We start from the raw sequence: 25,870 nt of genomic DNA on the forward strand, positions 1-25,870 counted from the left end.
GGATGAACGAAACAGCTTTCGTGTCCCAGGCCTTCGACGCGGCTTTGGCCAGTCTCGAAAACTCCAAAGCAGAATCCATTATCCCCATCGACATCCGCGGAAGATCTTCGATCGGCGATTATATGATCGTCGCGTCTGGTCGTTCGCATCGTCATGTGACGGCTGTCGCTGACCATCTTTTGCAGGCCCTTCGTGAAATGGGCTGCAAGGATATGCGGGTCGAAGGACTCGAGGGCGGTGATTGGGTTCTCATCGATACAGGCGATATCGTCGTCCATATTTTCCGTCCGGAAATCCGTGATTTCTACAATCTGGAAAAAATCTGGATCAACGACGATTTCGAAGATCAGCGCGCATCGGGAACGGTGCACTGATTTGAGCGCATCCGAAACGTGTGAAACGGTTTTCGGATAGAGATGCGCGTTAAAAGAAAGAGTTAGAGCGCCGATCTGATCGAAATGTGCTCTAAGTCGTAAAGAGGACGTGATGCGTGTGAGTGTTATGGCCGTGGGCCGGATGAAAGCCGGCCCCGAGCGGGAGTTGGTCGAGCGCTATTTCGACCGTTTTTCCAAGGCGGGGCCGCCGCTTGGGCTTGAATTCGCCGGTGTGAGCGAAATCCCCGAAAGTCGTGGACAGACGGCTGAACTGCGCAAGGCCGAAGAAGCACAGCGCATCAATGAAGCACTGGATAATGGTGCTGCTCTTATCCTGCTCGACGAGCGCGGCAAGGCGCTCGGTTCGGAAGTTTTTGCTGAACGCATCGGCCGTATGCGTGATGATGGCAAGCGCCAGCTGATTGTCGCCATTGGCGGCCCGGATGGGCACGATCCTGCTTTGCGTTCGCGCGCCGATCTGGTTCTGGCTCTGGGAGAGCTGACATGGCCGCACCAGATAGCCCGCATATTGATTGCTGAGCAATTATATCGGGCCGCAACAATTCTTGCAGGACATCCTTATCACCGATCCTAATTATTTCATGTTCTTCCAATAGTTGATGCGCCGGGTCGGGTTTTGTAACTGCCTTGTGCATCATTTGAAGAATTGCATGTCGCTTTCATCGACGAATAAAACGCTGCCACAGATCGCATTCGTGACTGATCGTGGTTTTCTCAAGCCAACTCTGGTGGCGATGTGGGGTGTTCTGCGCCACTTGTCTGTCCCGGGTATCATCCATTTCTGGGGTGACGGATTAAGGGACGAGGATTGGGAGGCTGTGCAACGGGTCGCTTCCAAAAACCCTGCAGTCTCGCTGAATTGCCTTGCTCTTACTCAGGATGATTTGGACGGGGCAAAAGGGCCAACGGCCTATATCTCTGCCGCATCAATGGGGCGTCTGCATATTCCGACCAGAATTTCAGGTCGTGTTCTCTATATTGATGGCGATACGCAGGTAGTGGGCGACGTCGCCCCACTTTTCGCGCTTAATCTCAATGGATGTCCGGTTGGCGCGGTGCGCGATTGCGTTGTGGCGAAATGGTCTGCCCGCAATCTCAATGTGCGCGAAAAATGTATGCCCCGTGTCCGTGAGTTGCAGGGACTGATGCAGCAAAGCGATATATCGCGCTACTTCAATTCCGGTGTTCTTCTGCTTGATACCGATGCCATCCGCGCAGAGCCTGAACTGCACCGGGCCATGCATGATCTGGTTCGTGCTTCTGCCTGCCCGCTGGGCGATCAGGACCATCTCAACAATGTCTTTCGGGATCGCGTGCATTTGCTCAACCCGGCTTATAATTCGTCGTGGAGACAGGCCGCGAGGCAGCGGCGCCACATTGCCCGACTTGGTGGCGATGCTGAAGAAAGCAAATCCGTGCCGGATATCATCGTGCATTTCCATGGTCCGGAAAAGCCATGGAAACAGCCACGCCGCGACCTCTGGAAACACCGCGCACGCGCTGTCTGGCGTTATCGGCGTGAAATGCACGAATATGTACAGAGCTATCCTGATCTGGCGCCCTGAGCGAGATTTACTGCTGGTTATTTACGAGACCTGTGCGGGTCCAATTCTCATGGTAGATTTTACCTCTCAGTGTAAAGCGATTGCCCGTTTGCGGGTTGCTAACGCTTACGCTGTCGATGGTCTGTCCGGTAATTTCCAGCCCCAGTTCGTGGAGTATCATGAGGATACCGTAACGATTTCCAACCGTCGATGAAGCGATTTTCTCGCAGATATAGGTATGAATATAACCGCGCCCCTGGCGCCAGTCGGAGGCTAATCTGTGGGTGTTGATTGTCATTGACGCTACTCCGGCACAAACTAAACATATGCCTATTCCGAATTCATTTTTGAATTATTGAGGATTTTGCAGAATTCATATTTCAAGGCTAGATCACATACAGCTGGCGATGCCAAAGGGTGAAGAGGCAAAGGCGCGTGCGTTCTATGAAGGCCTTCTTGGAATTCCGGAAGTGCCAAAGCCGCAAAATCTAGCAGCAAGAGGTGGCTGCTGGTTTGAGGTGGGCTTGGTCAAAATCCATCTCGGTATCGACCCTGAGTTTGTTGCAGCGCGAAAAGCGCATCCGGCCTTCATTGTCGATAACATAACAGAACTGACCAAATTGCTGGCCAAAGCAGGTGTAACGATCTTTGAAGATGAACCATTGGCTGGCTATATGCGATGCTACGTTTCCGATCCTTTCGGAAATCGCATCGAGTTGATGGAACAGATCACATCATGATGCCCATATTCGTTACCATCTGTTTATGGTTGATGGTTCGTTAACGGTATCAGGCTAGTTTTGGCCTTGTTTCTTTCTGATATAGCGCGCCATGAGTCCTTTTCGCCTTTCAAAAAAGTCTTTGCTGTCTGCCTTGATGCGGGCTGGCCTTGTTGCGACTGCACTTATGTCAGGCGCAACGCTGGCTTTTGCGCAAGAAGGAATCCAGCAGCAGCGCGACAAGGCGGCAAGTGAATATGAGCAGCTCAGCACCGAACTCTCGGTATCAAGCGACAAGCTTAAACAGCTCGAAGACGAGGTAGCCAACCTTAAGAATGATCAGGCAACGATTACGGCAGCGCTTATCCAGTCTGCAAAGACAGACAAGAAGTTGCAGCAGGATATTGCCGATAGTGCCGACAAGCTGGTTTCCTTGCGCGAGCAGGAAGACGGCATTCGCAATTCTTTGCGCGCGCGCCGCAGCGTTTTGGCAGAGGTGCTGGCTGCATTGCAGCGCATGGGTTTGAACCCGCCGCCCGCTATTCTCGTGCGGCCCGATGATGCGTTGGCATCGGTGCGCAGTGCTGTGCTGCTGGGCGCCGTTGTTCCGGAAATGCGCGAACAGGTGGAAGAGCTGACCGGCGATCTGAAAGATATGCAGCGCGTGGTCGCCTCCATCGCTCAGGAGCAGGACAAGCTCAAGGAAACACGCACAGCACAGGCCGAAGAGCAAAAGCGTCAATCACTTCTTCTTGAAGAAAAGAAGAAATTGCAGGCCCAGTCCGAGCAGGAAATCGCAGCGCAGCGCAAGCGTTCGGAAGAACTTGCCGACAGGGCAGGCAGTCTCAAAGAGCTGATTGATGGGCTGGATGAGCAGATGGCTGGTGTGCGCGATGCTGCCGAGGCTGCACGTAAAGCGGAAGCTGATCGCCTTGCAAAAGCGCAGGAAAAGGCTGGAGAAGCAACGCCTGACGAGAACCGTCTGCACGCGCAGATTGATTTTGCATCGCTGCAAGGAAAGCTTGGATTGCCTGCTGCAGGCAAGACTCTCCGGCATTTTAACGAAAAAGACGGTGTCGGTGGCAACATGATGGGGCAGGTGGTTGAAACCTTGCCCGCTGCCACGATTACGTCACCTTCCGATGGCGTTGTACTATACGCAGGTACATTCAGATCTTATGGGCAGCTCTTGATCCTGGACGCTGGCGGCGGATATCATATCGTGATGGCTGGCATGGGCCGAATCGATGTGGCGCAAGGTCAGTTTGTGTTGGCGGGTGAACCTGTCGGCGCAATGGGTGAAAAACTTCTCGCAAGTGTTGCACCGATTGAGGTGGGCAATGGCGCGCCATTGCTTTACATTGAGTTTCGAAAAGATGGAAAACCCGTTGATCCGGCCCCGTGGTGGTCCGAGCGGCTTTCTGGAAGGACACAAAATGATACGTAAACTGTCGCTGCTGTTCGCCGGGGCCCTGATGGGGGCGTCAGCCATGGTGATGGTTCAGGGCGCGCCTGCCTCCACTGCTTTTGCCGCAGCGGGGAAAGATAGCGATGTCTATAAGGACCTGGCTCTCTTCGGTGATATTTTTGAGCGCGTGCGCCAGCAATATGTGACGCCGCCAGATGACAAGAAGCTGACGGAAAGCGCCATCAACGGCATGTTGACGTCGCTTGACCCGCATTCATCCTACCTCAACCCGGAAGCAGCGCAGGATATGCGCGTGCAGACCAAGGGTGAGTTCGGCGGTCTTGGTATTGAAGTCACCATGGACAACGATCTGGTTAAGGTCATTGCGCCAATCGATGATACGCCAGCCTCCAAAGCTGGTGTCCTCGCAGGCGATCTGATCAGTAAGATCGATGGTCAGGAAGTTCGTGGCCTCAGCCTCAGCGATGCGGTTGAAAAGATGCGCGGTGAAGTTGGTTCGCCAATCGAGCTGACACTTATTCGTCAGGGCGCAGACAAGCCGATCACGCTCAAGATCGACCGTGCTGTGATCAAGGTTAAGGCCGTTCGTTCTCGCGTCGAGAATGATGTCGGCTATTTGCGTGTGATTTCCTTCACCGAACAGACTTCTGATGACCTCAAGAAGGCGATCAAGGACATTCAGGAAAAGCTCCCGGGCGATAAGCTCAAGGGCTATGTGCTTGACCTGCGCCTCAACCCGGGTGGTCTGCTCGATCAGGCTGTCGCTGTTTCCGATACCTTCCTCGACAAGGGCGAAATCGTTTCGACCCGTGGTCGTGATCCGCAGGATGTGACGCGCTTCGATGCGCGCAAGGGTGATCTGGCTGATGGCAAGCCGGTGATCGTGCTCATCAATGGCGGTTCGGCCAGTGCGTCGGAAATCGTAGCAGGTGCGCTGCAGGATCATCGCCGTGCGACCGTGCTTGGCACACAGTCCTTCGGCAAGGGCTCTGTCCAGACCATTATCCCGCTTGGCGAAAACGGATCGCTGCGTCTGACGACAGCGCTCTATTACACGCCATCGGGCAAGTCGATCCAGGGCAAGGGCATCACGCCAGACATCAAGGTTGAACAGCCGCTGCCACCAGAACTGCGTGGTGAAGATGTCGTTCGTGGTGAGTCTGAACTCAAAGGCCACATCAAGGGCAACGAGGAAGACGATGCCGGTTCGGGTTCGGCCGCTTATGTGCCGCTTGAGACCAAGGATGACGTTCAGCTCAATGAAGCGCTGAAGCTTCTGCGCGGTGAAGAGGCCAATGCTGCCTTCCCACCAGATCCGAAGAAGAGCGTTCTGAACTGATCTGCCTTTGAAGACGGTGGAAGCATCAAACGCGGGAGTTCAGGCTCCCGCGTTTTCTTTTGTCGCAGTTCAATAACATTGAAACTGTATGTTCTGCCGCATATCAGTTGTGAAAACATTTGCGATTCACGGAGATATCATGTCGAAGCACAAAGGCCCCGTCGATCCTGAAGGCTTGCCCTATCGCCCTTGCGTGGGGTTGATGGTTCTCAACAAGGCCGGTCTTGTCTGGGCCGGGCGACGCATTGTTATTCCGGGCGACGAAATGGATGGCGCAACACAGCTCTGGCAGATGCCGCAGGGCGGTATCGATAAGGGCGAAGATCCTGCAGTTGCGTCGTTGCGTGAGCTTTACGAAGAAACCGGCATGAAGTCGGTGTCGCTGCTTGAAGAAGCGCCGAACTGGATCAATTACGATCTGCCAGCGCGTCTTGTTGGACAAGCGCTCAAGGGCAAATATCGCGGACAGACCCAGAAATGGTTCGCCTATCGCTTTGAAGGCGATGAGAGCGAGATTGCAATCAATCCGCCGCCCGGCGGTCATACGGCAGAGTTTGAGGAATGGGCGTGGAAGCCAATGCAGGAACTTCCTGAATTGATCGTGCCTTTCAAGCGCAAGGTCTACGAAGAGGTCGTGAGCGCTTTCCGGCATCTCGCGCCATAATTCGTCAGCCCCCTTGTCTAGCGGGGCAACATAATGTCAACTCGTTTCAGACGCGTCGCGGGCGCGTTCTGAGAGGGAGAATTGCTTATGGACGGTATGAGTCTTCTTGTATTCCTTTTCGTTGGTCTGATTGCCGGTTGGCTTGCTGGCAAGGTGGTGCAAGGTGGTGGTTTCGGCCTCATCGGCAATATCATCGTCGGCGTGATCGGTGCCTTCTTTGCGGGCTGGTTGCTGCCTCGCCTGGGCTTCTCGGTTGGCGGCGGTATTATCGCTGCGATCATCAATGCCTTCATCGGCGCGGCGATACTTCTGATTATTCTGCGGATCGTCAAACGCGTTTGATCGCGTATTTCATTTTTTGTAGTGGCCCGGTTTTTTTGAGCGCGTTTCGATCTGATTAAATCAGATCGGCGCGTCTCAATATTTGTTGTAGCGCGCATCCTTCCCGAAAACCGTTTCACACTTTTCGGGAAGGATGCGCTAAAGACCGGGCTGTTCCTTTTCAAAGTCCTGACACATGACACCGAATTCTCAGCTGTCGCTGGGGCTGGCTCTTACGGCCTCGGCAGGTTTCGTTGATGCAATTGCCTTTCTTGAACTGGGAGGCTTTTTCGCATCCTTCATGAGTGGGAACACCACGCAGCTTGGCATTGCCATCGCTGGTCAGCCCGACGTGATGGGCAACGTCGTCATATGGCTGCCAGCTGCATTGATCGCTCTGTTCTTTGTCGGCGCGTTTCTAGGCACGCTGGTGGTAAGAGCCTATCGCAAGGACGGAAGCCTCGCGGTGATGGCGAGCGTTGTGATTGTGTTGCTGCTGGTGAGTATCTTGCGCCGTGAAGGACTTGCGCTGGTCCATCCTGTGCTGCTGCTTGCAGCTGCCATGGGCGCACAGAATGCGGCCGTGCAGCCCATAGGTTCTGCGCGGCTTGGCGTGACTTACGTGACAGGCACATTGTTCAATTCTGCCGCTGATCTTGCCGGATCATTGCGTGGCGAGGTTCCGCGCTGGCGCTGGTTGCAGCATTTCGCGGTCTGGTTCTCGCTGATGGTTGGCGCTGTCTGCGGTGGTCTGGCGCATTATTTCATTGGTCTTGATGCGCTGTTTATTCCGGCAATCATGATTGTTGTCGTGATGGTGATCTACTGGAAAGCGCGATAGAGCGGCTTGTTTTTATCGCATTTCCGAACGCAAAACCGGTTCACATTTTTGCTGGAAATGCTTTAGCTAAACAGCGATTTCTCGTTCTCGACCAGATCCGAAATCAGCGCTGAAACAGCAGTCACGCGGCGAAGTGTGCGTGCGGATTCATGATATGTGAGCCAATAGGCACGGCGGATTGTGCGATCTGGAAAGAGCGGCACGAGATCGGGATCGGCGCGTGCGATGAACGCATGAAGAATGCCGATGCCAGCACCGGCCCGCACGGCTTCCACCTGACCCAGCGCACTCGATACTTCGAAATCCGGTTTCCAGTCACGGCTGATTTCCGCGGCATAGGCAAGCGACGGGTTGACCACGAGGTCTTCAACATAGCCAATCAGTCTGTGGCCACTCAGTTCTTCAGTCGTTTGCGGCGTGCCATGTTCTTCGAGATAGCTGCGATGGGCATAAAGACCGAGCGTATAATCCACCAGCCTTCGGGCAATCAGCCTGCCTTGCTCGGGGCGTTCCACAGTGATGGCGATATCCGCCTCGCGCCGTGACAACGAAAACGAGCGCGGCACCGGCACCAGCTGAATAGTCAGGTCTGGGTATTGCTGTGTGAGCCGTGCCAGTCTGGGGGCCAGAAAATTCACGCCAAAGCCATCAGGGGCGCCGATACGCACCGTGCCGGACACAGCAACATCGGCATTGCCAACCTGCGCACGGGCTGAAAGCATTTCCGCTTCCATACGTTCAGCCGCCAGAAGAAACTCTTCACCCGCCTGCGTCAGTGTCGAGCCATTGGTGCGGCGTGTCAGAAGTGTTGTCGAGAGTGCGGCTTCAAGCGCTGTCAGGCGACGTGCCACCGTGGTGTGGTTGATGCCTAATCTTTTGGCCGCTCCCAGAATTTGCCCCGAACGCGCCACGGCCAGAAATATCCGAATATCATCCCAGTTCATGGCATTGTGTCTCCGCACGATACCGAAAGCGGCTTCACATCTTTTGGCATCATGCGATTTTGTACTATAAAAAATGCACAACGGATACGCTTTTCAGTGACTTGCAATCATGAATTTGCAGAGTCAGGATAGGCGTTAGGATGGTAGCTCTTTTGCTGCCTGAAGGGATAACCACAAGCATAAGCAACGGGAGGCGTTTTCATGCGCAATGTAGGACATTTCATTGGCGGCAAGCATGTAGCCGGCAAAAGCGGTCGTACGGCTGATATTTTTCAGCCGCTTGACGGCACGGTTCAGGGCACTGTGGCACTCGCCACGAAAGATGAAGTACGTGCAGCTGTCGAAAACGCCAAGGCGGCTCAGCCAGCATGGGCTGCAACAAACCCGCAGCGCCGCGTTCGCATTCTGCGCAAGTTCCTTGAACTCGTCGAAGCTGAATATGACAGCCTTGCAGAACTGCTGGCCCGCGAGCACGGCAAGACGATTGCTGACGCCAAGGGCGACATTCAGCGCGGTCTGGAAGTGGTGGAAGTCTGCCTCGGTTCCGCTCATATGCTGAAGGGCGAATTCACCGACAATGCAGGTACGGGCATCGACACCTATTCGATGCGTCAGCCGCTTGGTGTTGTTGCCGGTATCACGCCGTTCAACTTCCCTGCCATGATCCCGCTCTGGAAAGCTGGCCCGGCGATTGCCTGCGGCAATGCCTTCGTGCTGAAGCCATCTGAACGCGATCCGGGCGTGCCGATGCGTCTGGCCGAACTGTTCATGGAAGCAGGTCTTCCGGCTGGCATTTTCAACGTCGTCAACGGCGACAAGGATGCGGTTGATGCGCTGCTCGACGATAAGGATGTACAGGCAATCGGCTTTGTCGGCTCGACACCAATTGCCCAGTATATCTATGGTCGCGGCTGCTCGAACGGCAAGCGCGTCCAGTGTTTCGGTGGTGCCAAGAACCACATGCTGATCATGCCGGATGCGGATATGGATCAGACCGTGGATGCCCTGATCGGTGCCGGTTACGGTTCGGCTGGCGAACGCTGCATGGCGATCTCGGTTGCTGTTCCGGTTGGTGAAGATACCGCAAACCGTCTGATGGAAAAGCTGATCCCACGCGTTGAATCCCTGAAGATTGGCCCGTCGACTGATAATTCGGCCGATTATGGCCCGGTTGTCACCAAGGCCGCTCTCGACCGCATTCGTGGCTATGTCGATCTCGGTGTCGAGGAAGGCGCAAAGCTCGTCGTCGATGGCCGTGGCTTCAAGATGCAGGGCTATGAAAACGGCTTCTATATGGGTGGCTGTCTGTTCGACAATGTAACGTCAGACATGCGCATCTATAAGGAAGAAATCTTCGGTCCGGTCCTCTCGGTTGTTCGCGCCAAGAACTACGAAGAAGCCCTCGCACTGCCGAATGAGCATGAATATGGCAATGGCGTCGCTATCTTCACCCGTGACGGTGATGCAGCCCGCGATTTTGCCAGCCGCGTTCAGGTCGGCATGGTCGGTATCAATGTGCCAATTCCGGTTCCGATTGCTTACTACACCTTTGGTGGCTGGAAGGCTTCGGGCTTCGGCGATCTCAACCAGCACGGCCCGGATGCATTCCGCTTCTACACCAAGACCAAGACAGTCACCTCGCGCTGGCCGTCTGGCGTTAAGGATGGTGCGGAATTCGTTATCCCAACGATGAAGTAACGCCAGACGCTTCTTTATGTTGCGTGTCCTCGCCTTGCTGCGGGCACGCGGCATGGCGTTAAGGATGGTGCGGAATTCGTTATCCCAACGATGAAGTGACGCCAGACGCTTCTTCATGTTGCGTGTCCTCGCCTTGCTGCGGGCACGCGGCATGGCGTTAAGGATGGTGCGGAATTCGTTATCCCAACGATGAAGTAATGCCAGATGCTTCTTCATGTTGCGTGTCCTCGCTCCGCTTTGGGTGCGTGACGTCAAATACCTCCCGCCAAGTGAGAAACCCTGCCCCACGGTGCCCTCGCCATGTGGCGGGTTTTCTTTTTCAATGCGCTGACAGGGAGGGAACTGAGTTTCCATCTCTCCGTTAAAAACAAGCATGAAGATTTCCATGCGGTCGTTTGAAGGTCTGTGCGATTCATCTATGTTGCAGGCATCGTCATCAGCCCGAGTTTTGCAGGAGTGCCACATGAGCGGAAAAATCAACCACCGTATCGTCCTTGCATCGCGTCCCGATGGACGGCCCACGGCAGAGAATTTTCGGCTTGATGAGGCCGCGATCCCGCAGCCGGGCGAGGGCGAAGTTCTGCTGAAAATCCGCTATCTCTCGCTCGATCCTTATATGCGCGGGCGAATGAGTGCGGCCAAATCCTATGCGGCACCCGTTGATATCGGTGCTGTCATGGAAGGGGGAACAGTCGGTGAAGTGGTGGAAAGCAAAAGCGCGGGCTTTCTTCCCGGCGATTTTGTTCTCTCGCATTCCGGCTGGCAGAGCTATGCGGTTGCCGATGCTTCCACGCTGCGCAAGCTCGATCCCCAGCAGGTGCCTGTCACGACGGCGCTCGGTGTCATGGGAATGCCGGGCTTCACCGCCTATTCCGGTTTGCTGACAATCGGCCAGCCCAAAGAGGGCGAAACAGTTGTGGTAGCCGCAGCGACTGGCCCGGTTGGTTCTGCGGTTGGACAGATTGCCAAGCTTAAAGGCGCGCGGGCGGTCGGTATTGCGGGCGGGGCGGACAAGTGCAAAGCGCTGATCGACGAGTTTGGGTTTGATGTAGCCCTCGATCATCGCTCGGATAATTTCGCGCAGGAACTGGCTTTAGCCTGCCCAAAGGGCATTGATGTGTACTTCGAGAATGTCGGTGGCAAGGTGTTCGACGCCGTTCTGCCGCTGCTCAACCAGTTTGCGAGAGTGCCTGTCTGTGGGCTGATCGCGCAATATAATCAGAGTGGTGCTTTTGACGGGCCGGATCGGTTGCCGTTGCTTATGCGCGATATTCTGACCAAAAGCCTGACTATTCGCGGATTCATTCAACGTGATTTTGCCGATCAGCGCCCGGCCTTTTATCATGAAATGGCAAAATGGATTGCTGACGGCCATGTGCGTTATCGCGAGGATATCGTTGAGGGGCTTGAGAATGCTCCCAAGGCTTTCATTTCCATGCTGGAAGGTGGCAATTTCGGTAAGCTCATCGTGAAACTAGGCTGATCAGACAATATTCTGCTTGCAGAACTGCAATCCGGGCGTGATGCTGTGTCCTGTCCCGGTTCGGGTCTCCGGGAAACGAGTCTTTTCTTGAGGGCAGGCAGATTATGGGTGAGCGCCATCAGGCGGGCATAGGCGAGGGCGGCAGTCCGGGGCGCGAGCGCCAGGACGAGGCTCAACGCATTCTTGAACGACTGGAGCGGGAGCAGACCGGCCCCGAGGGTATTGTGCGTCGTGGGCTTTCCCGTACTGCAAGTCATCTTGCTGCCAATGATGCACCGGAGAATGATCCTATCGAACTCTGGGCCACCCGCATCGGACGCGGACTTGGACTCATCATCACGCTGGCGATTATCGTCTGGCTCATTTCTTATCTCATGCAAAGCCAGGTTTAACATGACGCTTTCTGCGCCTTCGGACGCGACAACCGTTATTGTCATCTCGAGCCATGTCGTTCGCGGTTCTGTCGGAAACCGTGCCGCCGTATTCGCTCTGGAAACGCTCGGATTTCCCGTTTGGGCCGTGCCGACGGTGGTATTGCCATGGCATCCGGGCCATGGTCCTGCAGGGCGTATTGTGCCGCCCGCGCAGGAATTTGCAACACTGATGCAGGATCTTGAGCGCGCGCCATGGCTTGGCGAAGTGGGCGCTATCCTCACCGGCTATCTGGGCAACCCCGAACAGGCGAAAGCCGTGGCGGGACTGGTTAAAAAGGTGAAGGAGCGCAATCCCAACGCGCTTTACCTTTGCGATCCGGTGATTGGCGATCAGAAAGGTCTTTACGTGCCGGAGGCGACAGCGATTGGTATCCGCGATCACCTGATGCCGCTTGCCGATATTGCAACGCCCAATCGTTTTGAGCTGTCATGGCTGACGGGGGTTGAGCTTGAGGACAACAAGGCATTGATGGAAGCAGCACTTGATACCGGGCCAGCAACCATGTTGGTGACATCTGCATTTCCATTGATGGCGGGCAGCATCGGCAATATTCTGCTCACACCAACCCTTGCGCTGATGGCGGAACATCGTTGTGTCGATGGGCCGACCAATGGCCTTGGCGATCTGACATCAGCGGTGTTTCTGGCGCGCAGGCTTGCTGGCTTTTCAGAAGAAAAGGCGCTGCAAAGAACGACGGCGGCAGTATTCGAGATCATGGCCCGTTCAGCGAAACGGGGTGCCGATGAGCTGATGCTTGAAGCGGACGCCTCAAGCCTCGCAACGCCGATGGCGATGGTCCAAACCCGACGATTGGTGCATCCAACCAAGGGATTGCGTGCATAAGAGTTGGATTATAGCATTTCCGAGCCAAAAGTGGGAACCGGTTTTGCGTCGGATAATGCGTAAAAACAAATAGTTACAGCGGTTCCAACGATTCAGTCTTAACTGGAACCGCTGTAAGTGGCAACGGGTCGCAAGTTGCGGCCTCACGTTTTTGATTGCTCTGCGTTTTCGATAGGGATAATGGAAAGTCATGGCTGATATTCCAGATACACTCCTCGCCGGTTACCAAACCTTTATGAGCGAGCATTTCGCGTCTGAAACGGCACGTTATAAGGAACTCGCTGAAAAAGGTCAGGCACCAGAAACTCTGGTCATTGCCTGCTGCGATTCCCGCGCCGCTCCGGAAACAATTTTCAACGCGGCACCGGGCGAAATCTTCGTATTGCGCAATGTTGCCAATCTTATTCCACCTTATGAGCCGGATGGTGAATTCCATGCGGCTTCTGCGGCACTCGAATTTGCAGTGCAGAGCCTCAAGGTGAAGAATATTGTTGTCATGGGCCATGGCCGATGCGGCGGTATTAAAGCAGCGCTTGATACGCAAAGCGCGCCGCTTTCACCAAGCGACTTTATCGGTAAGTGGATGAGCCTGATTGCGCCAGCGGCAGAAACCGTCAGCGGCAACCAGCTGATGACACCGACCGAACGTCAGACCGCGCTGGAGCGTATTTCGATCCGCTACTCGATCAACAATCTGCGCACATTCCCATGTGTCGATATTCTTGAGAAGAAGGGCAAGCTCACCCTTTATGGTGCATGGTTCGATATTTCGACCGGCGAGCTTTGGGTGATGGATCAGCAGACAGGTGACTTCAAAAGACCTGAAGGTTCGGTGATAGAAGCACCGGAAACAGCAGCATAAGACGAAAAAAGCCCCGAATTTCGGGGCTTTTCTCTGTTCATTTTATGGCGAAACAATGTTCTCGCTTCGCCATAAGTATGATTATTCGTCGATTGCCTTGCCCATGACGGCAATAGCGCGCTGGTAGACCTGTGCAGCATTCCAGCCCTGGATTGCGCCATAATTGGCTTCACCCGGCTGATAGCCAGCGCCGCGACGCCAGCCGTGACCGACGAGGAAGTTGGCGGTCGAATAAAGTGCGTCAGCCTTCGAGCGGGCCATGTCGATATGACCGCTGCCATCACCATCCACGCCATATTTTAGGACGTTGACTGGCAGGAACTGGGTCTGGCCGATTTCGCCGTGCATTGCGCCGACTGCGTTTGGATCAAGATCTTCGCGGTCAATGAGCTTGAGCGCTGCGTAAAGCTGTTCGGTGAAGTAATCGCTGCGGCGGCAGTCATAGGCCAGCGTTGCAACTGCGGAAAGCGTATGCTGCTTGCCCAGATATGCGCCGAAGCCGGTTTCCATGCCCCAGATCGCGATCAGCGGGCCAGCAGGAACGCCATAACGCTTTTCGATATTGGCGAAGAGCGCTGCATTCTGCTTCTTGATCGATTTGCCGCGCTGGATGATCGTGTTTGCGCCGCGCTTCTGCATGAACTGCTCGAAGGAGAGCTTGAAGCTCTTCTGATTGCGGTCAGCATTGATGGTGGCCTGAGCGTATTTGGTTTTGCCCAGCGCATCGAGCGCACGCTTGCCGACGCCGCGGCCTGGTGCTTCCTTCAACGTCTGCTGAAGCCAGGCACTATAGCCGGCGGCATTGTTGCCGCACTGGGCTGCCTCGGCAACACCTGCACCCGTCATCATACCCACTGCAAGAACTGCTGCTGCGGTCCAAGACCGGCCCTTGGCAACCAATGCCATTCGTTTCTCCTTCGGAGTTGATTCTACCTCGGCGCGAATTTGCCATTCTTTACACCGAATGTCATGCTGCAATGAGACGGAAGGCCTGCAACGCAGCGGCGCGCTTATAGTCCTTTTTCCACGTATTCTTCAAGTTTTGGTAAATCGGGGCTATATGTCGTGGTTTAAGAGGCAGATTACCGGTTACAAAGCGCCGTTTCCCGCCTTTTGCTTGACATTGCAGGCTCAAGCCCCTAAAGCCACACCCAATCTATCCGCGATCTTCAGAACGCGAGCCACCGACCGGGACCCATTTGGTATAAAGAGATCCCGGAGGTCCACATCCGACAGCGCGATGCGCCCTCGGGTGCTGTATCGCTTTGGTTGCTTCTTGAACTGGTCTGATCAAAGAACGATGTATCCCTGACGAAGCCTTACGCCTCCTCTCGGATTAAAAGGAAACTCGATGTTTGAATCACTTCAGGAGCGTCTTGGCTCCATTCTGAACGGCCTTACCGGACGCGGCGCTCTTTCTGAAAGCGACGTGACGGCTGCGCTGCGCGAAGTGCGTCGTGCGCTTATTGAAGCCGACGTTTCGCTGGAAGTGGTTCGCTCGTTTACCGATCGCGTTCGTGAGAAGGCAGTCGGCGCAGAAATTCTGAAAAGCATCAAGCCCGGCCAGATGGTCGTTAAGATCGTCCATGACGAACTTATCGAAATGCTCGGCACTGAAGGCGTTTCGATTGACCTGAACGCACCGGCACCTGTCGTCATTATGATGGTGGGTCTGCAAGGCTCAGGTAAGACGACGACAACCGGTAAGATCTCCAAGCGTTTGACCGAACGTCAGCGCAAGAAGGTGCTGATGGCGTCGCTCGATACGCGTCGTCCGGCAGCTCAGGAACAGCTTCGTCAGCTTGGCATCCAGACCTCTGTCGATACATTGCCGATCATCGCTGGCCAGTCGCCGGTTGAAATCGCCAAGCGCGCCGTTCAGGCTGCAAAGCTCGGCGGCCATGATGTAGTGATCCTCGATACCGCTGGTCGCACGCATATCGACGAGCCGCTGATGGTGGAAATGGCGGATATCCGCAAGGCCGCCAATCCGCATGAAATCCTGCTCGTTGCTGACAGCCTGACCGGTCAGGACGCCGTTAATCTCGCGCGCAATTTTGATGAACGCGTGGGTATTACCGGTATCGTTCTCACCCGTATGGATGGCGATGGTCGTGGCGGTGCAGCCCTTTCGATGCGCGCCATCACCGGCAAGCCGATCAAGCTGATCGCCACCGGCGAAAAAATGGATGCGCTTGAGGAGTTCTATCCAAAGCGCATTGCCGACCGAATTCTGGGCATGGGCGACATTGTTTCGCTCGTCGAAAAGGCTGCCGAAAACATCGACGCGGAAAAAGCCGCTGCGATGGCCAAGAAGATGCAGTCGGGCAAGTTCGATCTCAACGATCTTGCTGACCAGCTGGGCCAGATGAAAAAGCTCGGTGGTATGGGCAGCATCATGGGCATGATGCCCGGCATGGGCGGAATGAAGGACAAGGCTGCAGCAGCCGGTCTTGACGACAAGGTATTTGATCGTCAGCTCGCCATCATCGGCTCGATGACCAAGGCTGAGCGCGCCAATCCCGACCTTCTCAAGCACAGCCGCAAGCAGCGCATTGCCAAGGGTTCCGGCACCAATGCTGCCGACATCAACAAGCTTCTCAAGATGCACCGCCAGATGGCCGACATGATGAAAGTCATGGGCAAGGGCAAGGGCGGAATGATGAAGCAGATGATGGGCGGCCTTGCCAACAAGATGGGCCTTGGTGGTCTCGGCGGTATGGGCGGTATGCCTGATCTATCCAAAATGGACCCAAAGCAGCTTGAAGCGCTTGCCAAACAGGCAGAAGCAGCTGGTCTCACCAAGGGTGGTGGTCTGCCGGGTCTTCCCGGTGGTGGTCTGCCCGGTTTAGGTGGACCTAAGCTGCCAGGTCTTGGCGGCGGTCTTCCCGGTTTGCCGAAGAAGAAGTGAGTAAGATGGCTGACGAACAGAACACTGTACCTGCTGAACTTCTTGCACTGCGTGCGTCCATCGATAACATCGATGCAGCACTGATCCACATGCTTGCGGAGCGCTTTCGCTGCACCAAGGCTGTGGGTGTCCTGAAAGCTGAGCGCGGCCTTGCTGCTGCTGACCCAGCCCGTGAGAAGCGTCAGGTCGAGCGCCTTCGTGGCCTCGCAGTTGATGCCCATCTCGATCCAGATTTTGCCGAAAAATTCCTGAACTTCATCGTGAAGGAAGTCATTCGGCACCATGAGCATGCCGCTGCCAATCACAGCGGAAACTGAACACCGTAAAAGCGGTTCAACCGATTGCCCGTCAGGGCAGAACTATTGTCTAAAGGAAAGAAAAAATGGCTCTTAAGATCCGTCTCGCCCGCGCTGGCTCCAAGAAGCGTCCTTACTACCACGTTGTTGTTGCTGACGCTCGCAGCCCACGCGACGGTCGTTTCATCGAAACCGTTGGTGCATGGAACCCAATGCTTGCTAAAGACGCTGAACGCGTAAAGCTCGACGCTGACCGCATCCAGCATTGGATTGCACAGGGCGCACAGCCAACCGATCGCGTTCTTCGCTTCCTCGATCAGGCCGGTCTTGCAAAGCGTGAAGAACGCAGCAACCTGACCAAGGGTCTGCCAGGTAAGAAGGCTCAGGAGCGTCTCGCTCTTGCCAAGCAGGCTGAAGAAGATGCAGCTGCAAAGGCTGCAGCTGAAGCAGAAGCCGCTGCTGCCGCAGCAGCTGCTCCAGCTGAAGAAGCTGCAAGCGAATAATCTTTCGCACATTGCGAATGGAAAGGCAGCGGAGCAATCCGCTGCCTTTTTTATGTTCTGATTAAAGGTCTGCCTGATTTTGTTTCAGATCCATTTCCCAGGTCTGTCCGATCAGATCAACGCCGAACAAATGGTGCGGTGCTTCATCGACAAGCTTAAATCCGGCTCGTTCATAGAGACGCCGGGCTGTGGTCAAAACGCTATTCGTCCATAAGGTGAGTTGATCGTGACCCACTGCGCGGGCGCGTTCAATACAAGCATTTACCAGCTTCGCCCCGACACCTGTTCCGCGTGCTTCCTGCTCGACATATAGCAAACGCAGTTTGCCAAGTTTTGGCCGGTCTCCACGCACCAGAAAGACCGAGCCAATGATGCGACCATCGAGTTCAGCCACCCAGGCTCCATCATGTGTTGGGTCAAAGGATTCAATGTAGTCGGCAAGAATACGGGCGACGAGTGCTTCATACTCGTGGTTCCAGCCATATTCTTTGCTGTAAAGCACAGCTTGCCGATGGATGATCCAGCCAAGGTCGCCAGCCTGCAAGTCGCGCAACTTCGCTTCCGGGCGGTGATCCTCATCGAATATGCGCATGATGGTGCCTGCGGCAGCCATCAGATTGGTGCGCTGGTCCGGAAGCAGTTCGTCGAGTAGCCCACCGACAGCCTTGCAGGTGTTGCTTTCGAGTGCCGAATAGGCTTTTCGCCCTGCGTCGGTCAGTTCAATCGGACGGCTACGGCCACCATCGGGATGCTGCGATGTTTCCAGCAAGCCACGTTCAGCAAATCGTTTCAACGTTCTGCTGAGCTGACCACGATCAAGCCCGAGAACGCGCATGACGTCTGCAGCAGTCGGCATGGCCCGATGTGCGATCTCGTAGAGAATGCGCGCTTCAGTGAGCGTGAACGGACTTTTGTCGAGATGGGCGTTGAGCAGGCCTAAGCGACGCGTATAGACGCGGTTGAAAGCGCGCAGCTTGCTAATATCGTCCTGATTTTGGTTGAGTTTCATACCCGCATCCGCCTTTTCATATTGCCTGTTATGTTGACTCTATCAATATACTGAATGTTGATAGAGTCAACATGATGGAAGAGCGTCAGTTTGTTTCGTCCAGGACGATGCTTCGATCATCTTGGCAAACGGGCTGGACGATGCGAGAAATTGCTTTATCTTATTGATTTGACGGCTCGCATTTTCGTGAACACGTATATGCGGGCAACCATGATTGTCTCTGGCGCTGCGAAGGCGCCTTTTTCAGGAGAACACTATGTCGGCTGTGACCGCTATCCGTTCTTTCTCATTCCCAGCATCGGTTCGCCGTATTTTCATTGCTCTGGGTCTTGTGATGCTTGTGCCGCTGCTTTCGGCTTGCGGTTTCAACACCATTCCCACCAATGAGGAAAAAGCCAAGGCTGCGTGGAGCGAAGTGCAGAACCAGTATCAGCGCCGTGCCGATCTCGTTCCCAACCTGGTTGAGACTGTGAAGGGTTATGCTGCCCACGAAAAAGAAACTCTGCAGGCTGTCATCGACGCGCGTGCCAAGGCAACGCAGGTGCAGATCACGCCGGAGACACTCAATAATCCAGAGCTCTTCAAGCAGTTTCAGGACAATCAGGCCAACCTCACCAGTGCGCTTTCGCGCTTGATGGTGGTGGTGGAGCGTTATCCGGACCTCAAGGCCAACCAGAACTTCCTCGCACTGCAGTCGCAGCTTGAAGGCACGGAAAACCGCATTGCCGTAGCACGCCGCGATTATATCGAAGCGGTCCGCGTCTATAATACGGCGATCCGCACCATGCCGACGATGATCTGGACATGGATCTGGTATCGTGATGCCGTGCCAATGCAGACATTCACTGCAGATGCTGCAAGCCAGTCGGCGCCTCAGGTCAACTTCAACAACTGATCGGGCGTTCCGTGGCAGCTTTGCTTCCCTTTCGTGAGGCGGTCGTTCGTGGCCTGAATGGGCCACGACTGCTTGCGGCTTTTCTGTTTTTTCTGTTTGCGAGTTTTGTTGCGGTTGGTGCGAATGCGCAGGATGCAGCACAGCCGGCACAGGTGCTGACGGGACGTGTCGTTGATGCGGCGGGGATCATTGATCCGGCTGAGCGGCAGCAACTCACCCAGAAACTCGCGGATTTTGAAGCAAAGTCATCCGATCAGGTGGTCGTGGTGACTGTTCCAAGCCTCAATGGCGAGGACATTGAAAGCTATTCCAATCGCTTGTTCCGTGCCTGGGCGCTTGGTCAGAAGCAGGAAAACAACGGTATTCTGCTGGTTGTGGCACCCAATGATCGCAAGGTGCGTATCGAGGTCGGTTACGGGCTTGAAGGCACGATGACGGATGCGCTTTCGAGCGTCATCATCAATGGCACGATTATTCCGGAATTCCGCACCGGCAATTATTCAAACGGTATCGTGCAGGGTGTCGATGGCATTCTGTCTGTGTTGTCCGGCGATGCTGCCGAACTTGAAGCGCGTGCCAAGCGGAATGTTCAGACGAGTTCCGGTTCCGATGACATCGATTGGGTTTTCGTCGTTTTCATTACCTTCTGGGCCCTGATCTTCTTCGGCGGTTTCGGCATGGCAATCCTGACACCGATTTTTGGCCAAAAGATCGGTCCGGGAAAATATCGCTGGCTTGGCATGGTGATGGATTTTAATTCCCGTGGCGGTTCCGGCGGCGGCGGTGGCTTTTCCGGCGGTGGTGGCGGATGGTCATCGGGCAGCAGTGGTGGCGGCGGGTTTTCCGGCGGCGGTGGTTCGTCGGGTGGCGGCGGCGCTTCGGGTAGCTGGTAAGGGAGAATTCTGTGCGAGGCAAAAACCTTATCAGCGATCAGGATCACAAGCGCATTGCCGAGGCGATCCGTGCTGCTGAAACCAATACGAGCGGTGAAATCTACGCGGTTCTGGCACGCACCAGTGATGACTATTTCTTTGCGGCGGGTTTTGTTGCGACCTGCGGCATCCTTATCGCATCGGTGATTGCAGCGTTTCTTGCGCATTGGTACTGGTTTGATATTCGCCTGCCGATGTTTGGTCTGGCCGTGCTGGCCTCGTTCATCACAGCGATGCTGGTACTGCGGTTTTTGCCGTCAATCCGTCTTCTGCTTGTGCCGCGCCGTATTCGCTACAAGCGCGCGCATCTCAATGCGCTACAGCAGTTTCTGGCGCGCAATGTCCACATCACTGAACACCGCACCGGTATTCTGCTGTTTGTTTCCATGGCAGAACATTATGCGGAGGTGATTGCCGATGCAGGCATTCATGCGCGGGTCGAGCAGGAAGAATGGAACGGCATTGTTGCCACACTGACGCATCACGCTTCGCGTGCGGAAGTGGCCGAAGGTTTCGTGCTGGCAATTGGTCAGGCGGGGGCTTTGTTGGAAAATCATTTCCCCGCGGGCGAGCACAATATCAATGAACTGGACGACCATCTGATCGAGCTTTGATCGGTTGAATTGCGCGGCAGATTCGCCGCTCATTTGTGGCGAAATTTAGCTTTTATGACGCTTACGTAAAGCTCGCATGACCATTTCCGGAAAGCCAAACGGCATATTTCGAAATTTCCCGAAGGGTTTTCGAAGTTTTGTTCCAAATTAAATGGATTAGATGCGAGTTTTCTGGCTTTCACGGAAATATTTGGTTGTTTTCAACGATTTGTCATCGAAACGGGTGCCTAATCTGCTAGTTTGGCGCGCATTGCCATCATGACAGGAGTATCCGACGTGACTGCAAAGCAGGATCGGTCGAGCAAAGTTAAAGGTTCCAAGGCAAGCAAGGAGGAGAAGAAGGGAGGACAGTCGAAGGCGCTCATTGCCTTTTCGCAGCTTCTCTTCGAATGGGCACCGCCCGAAGATCTTGCGGCTTACGATGCTGCAGCGCTCGATAAATCTGCCCAGTACGGCTATGAAGCGCTTGAATCTTATCGCAAGGGCAAGAGCATCATCAGCGTCGATAACAGCATCGAACGCCATGGCCGCCCCGTCAGCGTAATTACCATCGTCAACGACAACATGCCGTTCCTGCTCGACTCCATCATGGGTGAGCTGAACGATCATGTCAGCCAGATTTTCATGGTTGTTCACCCGGTTCTCGATATCGAGCGGGAAAAGGACGGCCTTACAATTCTGGGCGAAGCTTCGCAGCTCGCACCCGCCAAGGGTGTTGAGCGCGTCAGCCTTGTGCAGATCCATCTGCCAGCCCTCGACAAGCAGGCCAAAGCCGATTTGACCGCCGCTATCAAGCGTGTGCTCGGACAGGTTCGCGCTGCTGTCAGCGACTGGAAACCGATGCTGAAGCGTCTTGATGACGCCATCGCTGATTATAAGCGCGTTCAGGAACTGACGCTTGATCCAGCCATGCCGGAGGCACTCGCTTTCCTTGAATGGCTGCGTGATGATCGCTTCATTTTCTTAGGGATGCGCGAGCTGACCTTCAAGGGCAAGGGCGAAAAGCGTGAGCTGGTTCCGGTCAAGGAAACACTCGGAATCCTCAATGACAGCGAAGTCCGCGTTCTGCGCAAGGACGACGATGATACGGTTACGCCGCGCGAGGTTACAGAGTTCCTCGATAGCAGCGAACCGCTGATCGTCACCAAGGCCAATTCGCTATCACTGGTGCATCGCCGCTCTTACCTCGACTATGTTGGCGTGAAGATTTTTGGGCCGAATGGCGACGCGATTGGCGAGCTGCGTCTCGTTGGTCTGTTCACATCTGTTGCCTATATCAGCTCGGTTGCCGGTATTCCGTTCATCCGTTCCAAGGCTGATACGGTTATCAAGCACCTTGGCTTCAACCGTGAAGACCATTCCGGCAAGGCGCTTGTGAATGTGCTGGAAGAATATCCGCGTGATGAACTTTTCCAGATCGATGCGGAAAGCCTCACAGCCAATGCCGAACTGATCCTGGCTCTTGGCGAGCGCCCACGCGTTCGTGCAATCCCGCGTCTTGACCGCTTTGGCCGTTTTGCCACCGTGCTGGTCTATATCCCGCGTGACCGTTACGACTCTGTCGTGCGTGAGAAGATTGGTCGCTACCTCGTCGAAATTTATAGCGGCGACAGCTTCGAATTCCATCCAGTCTTCCTGCAGAATGGTCTGACGCGCGTTCAGTTCGTCATCCGTCGTCATGAACGTTCCACGCCGCATGTGGATCGCGATGCGCTGGAAGAAGAAGTGCGTTCGATCGTTCGCACATGGGAAGACGCCGTGCGTGAAAGCTCGGACAGCGCAGATGCAAAGACCATTGCTCTGGCTTCGAGCTTCCCGCAATCCTATCGCGAAATCTTCACGGCTCCTGAAGCGCTGGTCGATGCAGAACGCATTGCTGGCCTGAGTGCAGAAGCCCCGCTTTTCGTGGACTTCTATCGTTATCGCACCGATGGTCCGGATGCGGTTTCGCTCAAGCTCTACCATCATGGCGCGCCGGTTGTGCTGTCACAGCGCGTGCCGCTTCTTGAAAACATGGGCTTCCGCGTTGTTAGCGAGCAGACCATCGATCTGCCGCAAGCAGGCAAAGATGGTGCTGCCGTTTACGTGCATGACATGCAGCTCGTGAACGCCTATGGTGCGCCTGTTGATCTGTCCGATGATGGCGAGATGCTGGAAGATGTGTTCCGCAATGTCTGGGACGCTCTTGCTGACAATGACGGTTATAACGCTCTGGTGCAGACCGCACGTCTGAGCGCACGCCAGATCATGATCCTGCGTTCTTATGGCCGCTATCTGCAGCAGGCAGGTATTGCCTATTCCCAAGGTTTCATTGCCGCAGCACTCAACCGCTATCCGGAAATCGCCAGTGATCTTTATTCGCTGTTTGATCTGCGCTTCAACCCATCGGCCAAGCGTCGCGACGCTGCTGAAAAGAAGCTGGTCGACGGTATCGAAACGGCACTTCTCGGCGTTCCAAGCATCGATGATGACCAGATTCTGCGTCGTTTCCGCAACCTGATCGAAGCAACGTTGCGTACCAATGCCTATCAGCCGGATGCTGAAGGCAAGCCACGCGTGACATTCGCGTTCAAGCTTAATCCGCGGCTTGTCGAAGGTCTGCCTGATCCGCGTCCGTATCGCGAAATTTTCGTTTATGGCCCCGAAGTGGAAGGCGTACACCTACGCTTTGGCGCTGTAGCGCGTGGCGGTCTGCGCTGGTCGGACCGCGCACAGGATTATCGCACAGAAGTCCTGGGTCTCGTAAAAGCACAGCAGGTCAAGAATGCGGTGATTGTGCCGGTTGGTGCCAAGGGCGGCTTCTATCCGAAGCGTCTGCCGGTCGGCGGCGATCGCAATGCCGTGTTTGAAGCCGGTCGTGATGCCTATAAGGTCTTCATTTCCACGCTTCTGTCGGTCACTGACAATATTCATGACAATGATGTTGTGCCGCCTGCGGAAGTGGTTCGTCACGACAATGACGATCCGTATTTCGTTGTTGCTGCCGATAAGGGTACGGCAACCTTCTCCGATACGGCAAATGCGATCAGCCAGGCACATGACTTCTGGCTCGATGATGCTTTCGCATCGGGTGGTTCTGCCGGTTACGATCACAAAGGTATGGCGATCACCGCGCGTGGTGCATGGGAGGCCGTGAAGCGGCATTTCCGTGAGTTCGACAAGGATATCCAGACCGAGCCGTTCACCGTTGCAGGTGTTGGCGATATGTCGGGCGACGTGTTCGGTAACGGTATGCTCCTGTCGGAGCAGATCAAGCTGGTTGCAGCCTTCGACCACCGCGATATCTTCATTGATCCAAGCCCTGTTCCAGCTGACGGCTTTGCAGAGCGCAAACGTCTGTTCGAACTGCCGCGTTCGAGCTGGCAGGATTACGATCGCTCTAAAATCTCGTCGGGCGGTGGCGTTTATAGCCGCAGTCAGAAGACGATTACGCTGTCGGCAGAAGCGGCAAAGGCTATTGGCCTTGGCAAAACCACTGCTTCGCCGCAGGAAATTATGACGGCGATCCTGAAGGCGGAAGTTGATCTTCTGTGGTTCGGCGGTATCGGTACCTATATCCGAGCTGGTGCTGAAACGGATGCGCAGGTTGGTGATCGTGCCAATGATGCAATCCGTATCACAGGCTCGGAAGTTCGGGCGAAGGTTGTCGGCGAGGGTGCAAATCTCGGTGTCACGCAGCGCGGACGCATCGAATATGCACTGACTGGTGGCCGCAGCAATACCGATGCCATCGACAACTCTGCAGGCGTCAACTGCTCCGACGTTGAGGTCAACATCAAGATTGCATTGGCTGCTGCCATGCGTTCGGGCAAGCTCAAGCGTCCTGCACGCGACAAGCTGCTGGTGAGCATGACCGACGATGTGTCGGAACTGGTGCTGCGCAACAATTATCTGCAGCCGCTCGCACTTTCATTGAGCGAACGTCAGGGTCTCACGGAGCTGCCTTATCAGGCTCGTTTCATGGCCGAGCTTGAAGCGCGCAAGCTGCTGGATCGCAAGGTCGAGTATCTGCCATCGGACGCAGTGCTTAATGATCGTCAGAAATCAGGACAGCCGCTGACGCGTCCGGAACTCGCGGTTCTGCTCGCTTATGCCAAGCTGTCACTGTCGGACGATCTGGTGGCAAGCAGGCTTCCAGACGAGCCGTATTTCGAGCAACTGTTGTTTGGTTACTTCCCGAAGCGTATGGTGAAAACCTATGCTGACGAAATTTCCAATCACCGCCTGAAGCGCGAAATCGTCGCTACTTTGCTGGCTAACGATATTATCAATCGTGGCGGCATCACCTTCATCAGCCGTTTGGCCGATACGACAGGCAAGTCGCCTGCCGATATCGTCCGCGCTTATGTGGCGGTGCGCGATGGCTTTGAGATCAATGCGATCTATGACGCTATCGATGCGCTCGATAACAAGGTGGCGGGCGATGTGCAGAACCAGTTCTATCATCTGGTTGGCGAGATGCTGCTTGCGACGACCGCCTGGGTTCTGCGCAACGACACTACGCGTGCAAACCTGACGGAACTGGTGAACACCATCACCACAGCGCGCTCGGCTCTTGAACCACGCTTCGATAGCCTGATGCCGGACTACTTGATTGATGCAGTGCAGGCCGACAAGGCGACCTTTGTTGAAAAGGGTGCGCCTGAGAAACTTGCTCAGCGTCTGGCCAATCTGCAGCTTGCAGGCATCATGCCGGATATTGCGCTGATCGCACATCTGGCTTCTGCCGATCTGGTTGCAACCGCCAAGGCTTATTTCGGTGTATCGGAAGCCTTCCGCATTGGTCGTATCGAAGAAGCAGCACGCACCATTCCAGTCACCGACTATTATGACGGTCTGGCACTATCGCGTGCGAGCGATACGATCACGCAGGCAGCGCGTGGCATCACGATTGCTGCACTGAAAAAGCACGGCAAGGACAAGGATCCGGCGGCGGCATGGTTTGCGGAAGACGCAGCGCGCATCGACCAGATCAGAAACCGTATGGTTGCTCTGACCGAAGGCGGCGATCTCACCGTATCGCGTCTGGCTGTTGCCGCAGGGTTGATGTCTGATTTAACCCAGTAAGGGTTCGACAACTCTGATTTAAAGGGGCGACTTAGGTCGCCCTTTTTTGTTTATTGTCGGTGGTGATACCGCAGTATAAGGTCTGGCTTATTTATGACCGAATAGCTTTTTAACACCGGGGGCGAG

Annotated in this window: 25 protein-coding genes; 21 read left to right on the forward strand and 4 right to left on the reverse strand. The window is 55.0% G+C overall.

Annotation, left to right across the window (positions count from 1 at the left end; genetic code table 11):
- Positions 1–2: 2 nt before the first annotated feature.
- The 3 genes from rsfS (at position 3) to QSJ70_RS19125 (ending at position 1,960) form a co-directional block, all read left to right on the forward strand.
- The gene (gene rsfS / locus QSJ70_RS19115) at positions 3–374 is read left to right on the forward strand and encodes a ribosome silencing factor (RefSeq protein WP_007876933.1); all 372 of its coding nucleotides are present in this window, start codon (positions 3–5) and stop codon (positions 372–374) included.
- A gap of 112 nt (positions 375–486) precedes the next feature.
- The gene (rlmH, locus tag QSJ70_RS19120; RefSeq protein WP_007876931.1) at positions 487–969 is read left to right on the forward strand and encodes a 23S rRNA (pseudouridine(1915)-N(3))-methyltransferase RlmH; all 483 of its coding nucleotides are present in this window, start codon (positions 487–489) and stop codon (positions 967–969) included.
- 76 nt (positions 970–1,045) lie between these two features.
- A complete protein-coding gene (locus QSJ70_RS19125; RefSeq protein WP_113487024.1) occupies positions 1,046–1,960 on the forward strand; it encodes a glycosyltransferase family 8 protein in 915 nt (304 codons plus the stop codon).
- 7 nt (positions 1,961–1,967) lie between these two features.
- Here QSJ70_RS19125 and QSJ70_RS19130 read toward each other — a convergent pair whose 3' ends face one another.
- Positions 1,968–2,237 carry a hypothetical protein gene (locus tag QSJ70_RS19130; RefSeq protein ID WP_285538791.1) on the reverse strand — a complete coding sequence of 90 codons (270 nt, stop codon included), beginning with the start codon at positions 2,235–2,237 and terminating at the stop codon, positions 1,968–1,970.
- 73 nt (positions 2,238–2,310) lie between these two features.
- Between QSJ70_RS19130 and QSJ70_RS19135 the strand changes: the two genes are divergently transcribed.
- The 6 genes from QSJ70_RS19135 to QSJ70_RS19160 all read left to right on the forward strand — a co-directional run bounded on the left by QSJ70_RS19135 (position 2,311) and on the right by QSJ70_RS19160 (position 7,252).
- Entirely contained in the window at positions 2,311–2,679 is a 369-nt protein-coding gene (locus QSJ70_RS19135) for a VOC family protein (RefSeq protein ID WP_064321119.1), read from the forward strand.
- A 166-nt stretch (positions 2,680–2,845) separates the two neighbouring features.
- Positions 2,846–4,105 (forward strand): murein hydrolase activator EnvC family protein, encoded by a 1,260-nt coding sequence (locus QSJ70_RS19140; protein WP_502871699.1) that lies wholly within the window; start codon positions 2,846–2,848, stop codon positions 4,103–4,105.
- The gene (locus QSJ70_RS19145; protein WP_007876924.1) at positions 4,095–5,426 is read left to right on the forward strand and encodes a S41 family peptidase; all 1,332 of its coding nucleotides are present in this window, start codon (positions 4,095–4,097) and stop codon (positions 5,424–5,426) included. Before QSJ70_RS19140 ends, QSJ70_RS19145 begins: the two co-directional genes overlap by 11 nt.
- A 139-nt stretch (positions 5,427–5,565) precedes the next feature.
- Positions 5,566–6,090, forward strand: a complete 525-nt coding sequence (locus tag QSJ70_RS19150; RefSeq protein ID WP_285538796.1) for an RNA pyrophosphohydrolase — start codon at positions 5,566–5,568, stop codon at positions 6,088–6,090.
- Between the two features lie 87 nt (positions 6,091–6,177).
- Positions 6,178–6,432, forward strand: coding sequence for a GlsB/YeaQ/YmgE family stress response membrane protein (locus QSJ70_RS19155; protein WP_007876912.1), 255 nt, complete (start codon positions 6,178–6,180; stop codon positions 6,430–6,432).
- Positions 6,433–6,607: 175 nt separating this feature from the next.
- Positions 6,608–7,252, forward strand: coding sequence for a YoaK family protein (locus QSJ70_RS19160; RefSeq protein ID WP_064321116.1), 645 nt, complete (start codon positions 6,608–6,610; stop codon positions 7,250–7,252).
- Between the two features lie 62 nt (positions 7,253–7,314).
- Here QSJ70_RS19160 and QSJ70_RS19165 read toward each other — a convergent pair whose 3' ends face one another.
- Entirely contained in the window at positions 7,315–8,196 is an 882-nt protein-coding gene (locus tag QSJ70_RS19165; protein WP_231195328.1) for a LysR family transcriptional regulator, read from the reverse strand.
- A 201-nt stretch (positions 8,197–8,397) separates the two neighbouring features.
- On the opposite strand from QSJ70_RS19165, the gene QSJ70_RS19170 reads away from it, so the two are divergent.
- From QSJ70_RS19170 to QSJ70_RS19190, 5 genes are all read left to right on the forward strand, one after another.
- On the forward strand, positions 8,398–9,894 hold the full coding sequence (locus tag QSJ70_RS19170; RefSeq protein WP_064321115.1) for a CoA-acylating methylmalonate-semialdehyde dehydrogenase: 1,497 nt from the start codon (positions 8,398–8,400) through the stop codon (positions 9,892–9,894).
- Positions 9,895–10,357: 463 nt separating this feature from the next.
- Positions 10,358–11,377 carry an NADPH-dependent curcumin/dihydrocurcumin reductase gene (curA, locus tag QSJ70_RS19175; protein ID WP_113487030.1) on the forward strand — a complete coding sequence of 340 codons (1,020 nt, stop codon included), beginning with the start codon at positions 10,358–10,360 and terminating at the stop codon, positions 11,375–11,377.
- A gap of 104 nt (positions 11,378–11,481) precedes the next feature.
- Entirely contained in the window at positions 11,482–11,769 is a 288-nt protein-coding gene (locus QSJ70_RS19180) for a hypothetical protein (RefSeq protein WP_064321112.1), read from the forward strand.
- A 1-nt stretch (position 11,770) separates the two neighbouring features.
- On the forward strand, positions 11,771–12,655 hold the full coding sequence (gene pdxY, locus QSJ70_RS19185) for a pyridoxal kinase PdxY (protein ID WP_007876897.1): 885 nt from the start codon (positions 11,771–11,773) through the stop codon (positions 12,653–12,655).
- Positions 12,656–12,845: 190 nt separating this feature from the next.
- A complete protein-coding gene (locus tag QSJ70_RS19190) occupies positions 12,846–13,517 on the forward strand; it encodes a carbonic anhydrase (protein WP_079212330.1) in 672 nt (223 codons plus the stop codon).
- Between the two features lie 81 nt (positions 13,518–13,598).
- On the opposite strand, the gene QSJ70_RS19195 is transcribed toward QSJ70_RS19190, so the two are convergent.
- Positions 13,599–14,423, reverse strand: a complete 825-nt coding sequence (locus QSJ70_RS19195; RefSeq protein ID WP_007876893.1) for a lytic murein transglycosylase — start codon at positions 14,421–14,423, stop codon at positions 13,599–13,601.
- A 445-nt stretch (positions 14,424–14,868) separates the two neighbouring features.
- On the opposite strand from QSJ70_RS19195, the gene ffh reads away from it, so the two are divergent.
- From ffh to rpsP, 3 genes are all read left to right on the forward strand, one after another.
- Positions 14,869–16,428 carry a signal recognition particle protein gene (gene ffh, locus QSJ70_RS19200; RefSeq protein WP_007876890.1) on the forward strand — a complete coding sequence of 520 codons (1,560 nt, stop codon included), beginning with the start codon at positions 14,869–14,871 and terminating at the stop codon, positions 16,426–16,428.
- A gap of 5 nt (positions 16,429–16,433) precedes the next feature.
- A complete protein-coding gene (locus QSJ70_RS19205) occupies positions 16,434–16,745 on the forward strand; it encodes a chorismate mutase (protein WP_007876888.1) in 312 nt (103 codons plus the stop codon).
- Positions 16,746–16,810: 65 nt separating this feature from the next.
- On the forward strand, positions 16,811–17,227 hold the full coding sequence (rpsP, locus tag QSJ70_RS19210) for a 30S ribosomal protein S16 (RefSeq protein WP_064321108.1): 417 nt from the start codon (positions 16,811–16,813) through the stop codon (positions 17,225–17,227).
- Positions 17,228–17,288: 61 nt separating this feature from the next.
- Here rpsP and QSJ70_RS19215 read toward each other — a convergent pair whose 3' ends face one another.
- Positions 17,289–18,236, reverse strand: a complete 948-nt coding sequence (locus QSJ70_RS19215; protein WP_285538808.1) for a bifunctional helix-turn-helix transcriptional regulator/GNAT family N-acetyltransferase — start codon at positions 18,234–18,236, stop codon at positions 17,289–17,291.
- Positions 18,237–18,492: 256 nt separating this feature from the next.
- Here QSJ70_RS19215 and QSJ70_RS19220 point away from each other — a divergent pair, with 256 nt between their 5' ends.
- The 4 genes from QSJ70_RS19220 (at position 18,493) to QSJ70_RS19235 (ending at position 25,744) form a co-directional block, all read left to right on the forward strand.
- Positions 18,493–19,131, forward strand: coding sequence for a LemA family protein (locus tag QSJ70_RS19220; RefSeq protein ID WP_064321106.1), 639 nt, complete (start codon positions 18,493–18,495; stop codon positions 19,129–19,131).
- 83 nt (positions 19,132–19,214) lie between these two features.
- Complete coding sequence (locus QSJ70_RS19225) at positions 19,215–20,024, forward strand: TPM domain-containing protein (protein ID WP_085982974.1); 810 nt, start codon at positions 19,215–19,217, stop codon at positions 20,022–20,024.
- A gap of 11 nt (positions 20,025–20,035) precedes the next feature.
- Positions 20,036–20,677, forward strand: a complete 642-nt coding sequence (locus tag QSJ70_RS19230; protein ID WP_079212324.1) for a TPM domain-containing protein — start codon at positions 20,036–20,038, stop codon at positions 20,675–20,677.
- 276 nt (positions 20,678–20,953) lie between these two features.
- Entirely contained in the window at positions 20,954–25,744 is a 4,791-nt protein-coding gene (locus QSJ70_RS19235; protein ID WP_285539013.1) for an NAD-glutamate dehydrogenase, read from the forward strand.
- The last annotated feature ends 126 nt before the right edge of the window (positions 25,745–25,870 follow it).

This window comes from Brucella sp. NBRC 12950, assembly GCF_030268145.1.
Lineage (GTDB): Bacteria > Pseudomonadota > Alphaproteobacteria > Rhizobiales > Rhizobiaceae > Brucella.

Excerpts from the sequence above, each read along its gene's own strand:
- rsfS (WP_007876933.1), top strand. The coding sequence starts at position 3 with ATGAACGAAACAGCTTTCGTGTCCCAGGCCTTCGACGCGGCTTTGGCC.
- rlmH (WP_007876931.1), top strand. The coding sequence starts at position 487 with ATGCGTGTGAGTGTTATGGCCGTGGGCCGGATGAAAGCCGGCCCCGAG.
- QSJ70_RS19125 (WP_113487024.1), top strand. The coding sequence starts at position 1,046 with ATGTCGCTTTCATCGACGAATAAAACGCTGCCACAGATCGCATTCGTG.
- QSJ70_RS19130 (WP_285538791.1), bottom strand. The coding sequence starts at position 2,237 with ATGACAATCAACACCCACAGATTAGCCTCCGACTGGCGCCAGGGGCGC.
- QSJ70_RS19140 (WP_502871699.1), top strand. The coding sequence starts at position 2,846 with ATGTCAGGCGCAACGCTGGCTTTTGCGCAAGAAGGAATCCAGCAGCAG.
- QSJ70_RS19145 (WP_007876924.1), top strand. The coding sequence starts at position 4,095 with ATGATACGTAAACTGTCGCTGCTGTTCGCCGGGGCCCTGATGGGGGCG.
- QSJ70_RS19150 (WP_285538796.1), top strand. The coding sequence starts at position 5,566 with ATGTCGAAGCACAAAGGCCCCGTCGATCCTGAAGGCTTGCCCTATCGC.
- QSJ70_RS19155 (WP_007876912.1), top strand. The coding sequence starts at position 6,178 with ATGGACGGTATGAGTCTTCTTGTATTCCTTTTCGTTGGTCTGATTGCC.
- QSJ70_RS19160 (WP_064321116.1), top strand. The coding sequence starts at position 6,608 with ATGACACCGAATTCTCAGCTGTCGCTGGGGCTGGCTCTTACGGCCTCG.
- QSJ70_RS19165 (WP_231195328.1), bottom strand. The coding sequence starts at position 8,196 with ATGAACTGGGATGATATTCGGATATTTCTGGCCGTGGCGCGTTCGGGG.
- QSJ70_RS19170 (WP_064321115.1), top strand. The coding sequence starts at position 8,398 with ATGCGCAATGTAGGACATTTCATTGGCGGCAAGCATGTAGCCGGCAAA.
- curA (WP_113487030.1), top strand. The coding sequence starts at position 10,358 with ATGAGCGGAAAAATCAACCACCGTATCGTCCTTGCATCGCGTCCCGAT.
- QSJ70_RS19180 (WP_064321112.1), top strand. The coding sequence starts at position 11,482 with ATGGGTGAGCGCCATCAGGCGGGCATAGGCGAGGGCGGCAGTCCGGGG.
- pdxY (WP_007876897.1), top strand. The coding sequence starts at position 11,771 with ATGACGCTTTCTGCGCCTTCGGACGCGACAACCGTTATTGTCATCTCG.
- QSJ70_RS19190 (WP_079212330.1), top strand. The coding sequence starts at position 12,846 with ATGGCTGATATTCCAGATACACTCCTCGCCGGTTACCAAACCTTTATG.
- QSJ70_RS19195 (WP_007876893.1), bottom strand. The coding sequence starts at position 14,423 with ATGGCATTGGTTGCCAAGGGCCGGTCTTGGACCGCAGCAGCAGTTCTT.
- ffh (WP_007876890.1), top strand. The coding sequence starts at position 14,869 with ATGTTTGAATCACTTCAGGAGCGTCTTGGCTCCATTCTGAACGGCCTT.
- QSJ70_RS19205 (WP_007876888.1), top strand. The coding sequence starts at position 16,434 with ATGGCTGACGAACAGAACACTGTACCTGCTGAACTTCTTGCACTGCGT.
- rpsP (WP_064321108.1), top strand. The coding sequence starts at position 16,811 with ATGGCTCTTAAGATCCGTCTCGCCCGCGCTGGCTCCAAGAAGCGTCCT.
- QSJ70_RS19215 (WP_285538808.1), bottom strand. The coding sequence starts at position 18,236 with ATGAAACTCAACCAAAATCAGGACGATATTAGCAAGCTGCGCGCTTTC.
- QSJ70_RS19220 (WP_064321106.1), top strand. The coding sequence starts at position 18,493 with ATGTCGGCTGTGACCGCTATCCGTTCTTTCTCATTCCCAGCATCGGTT.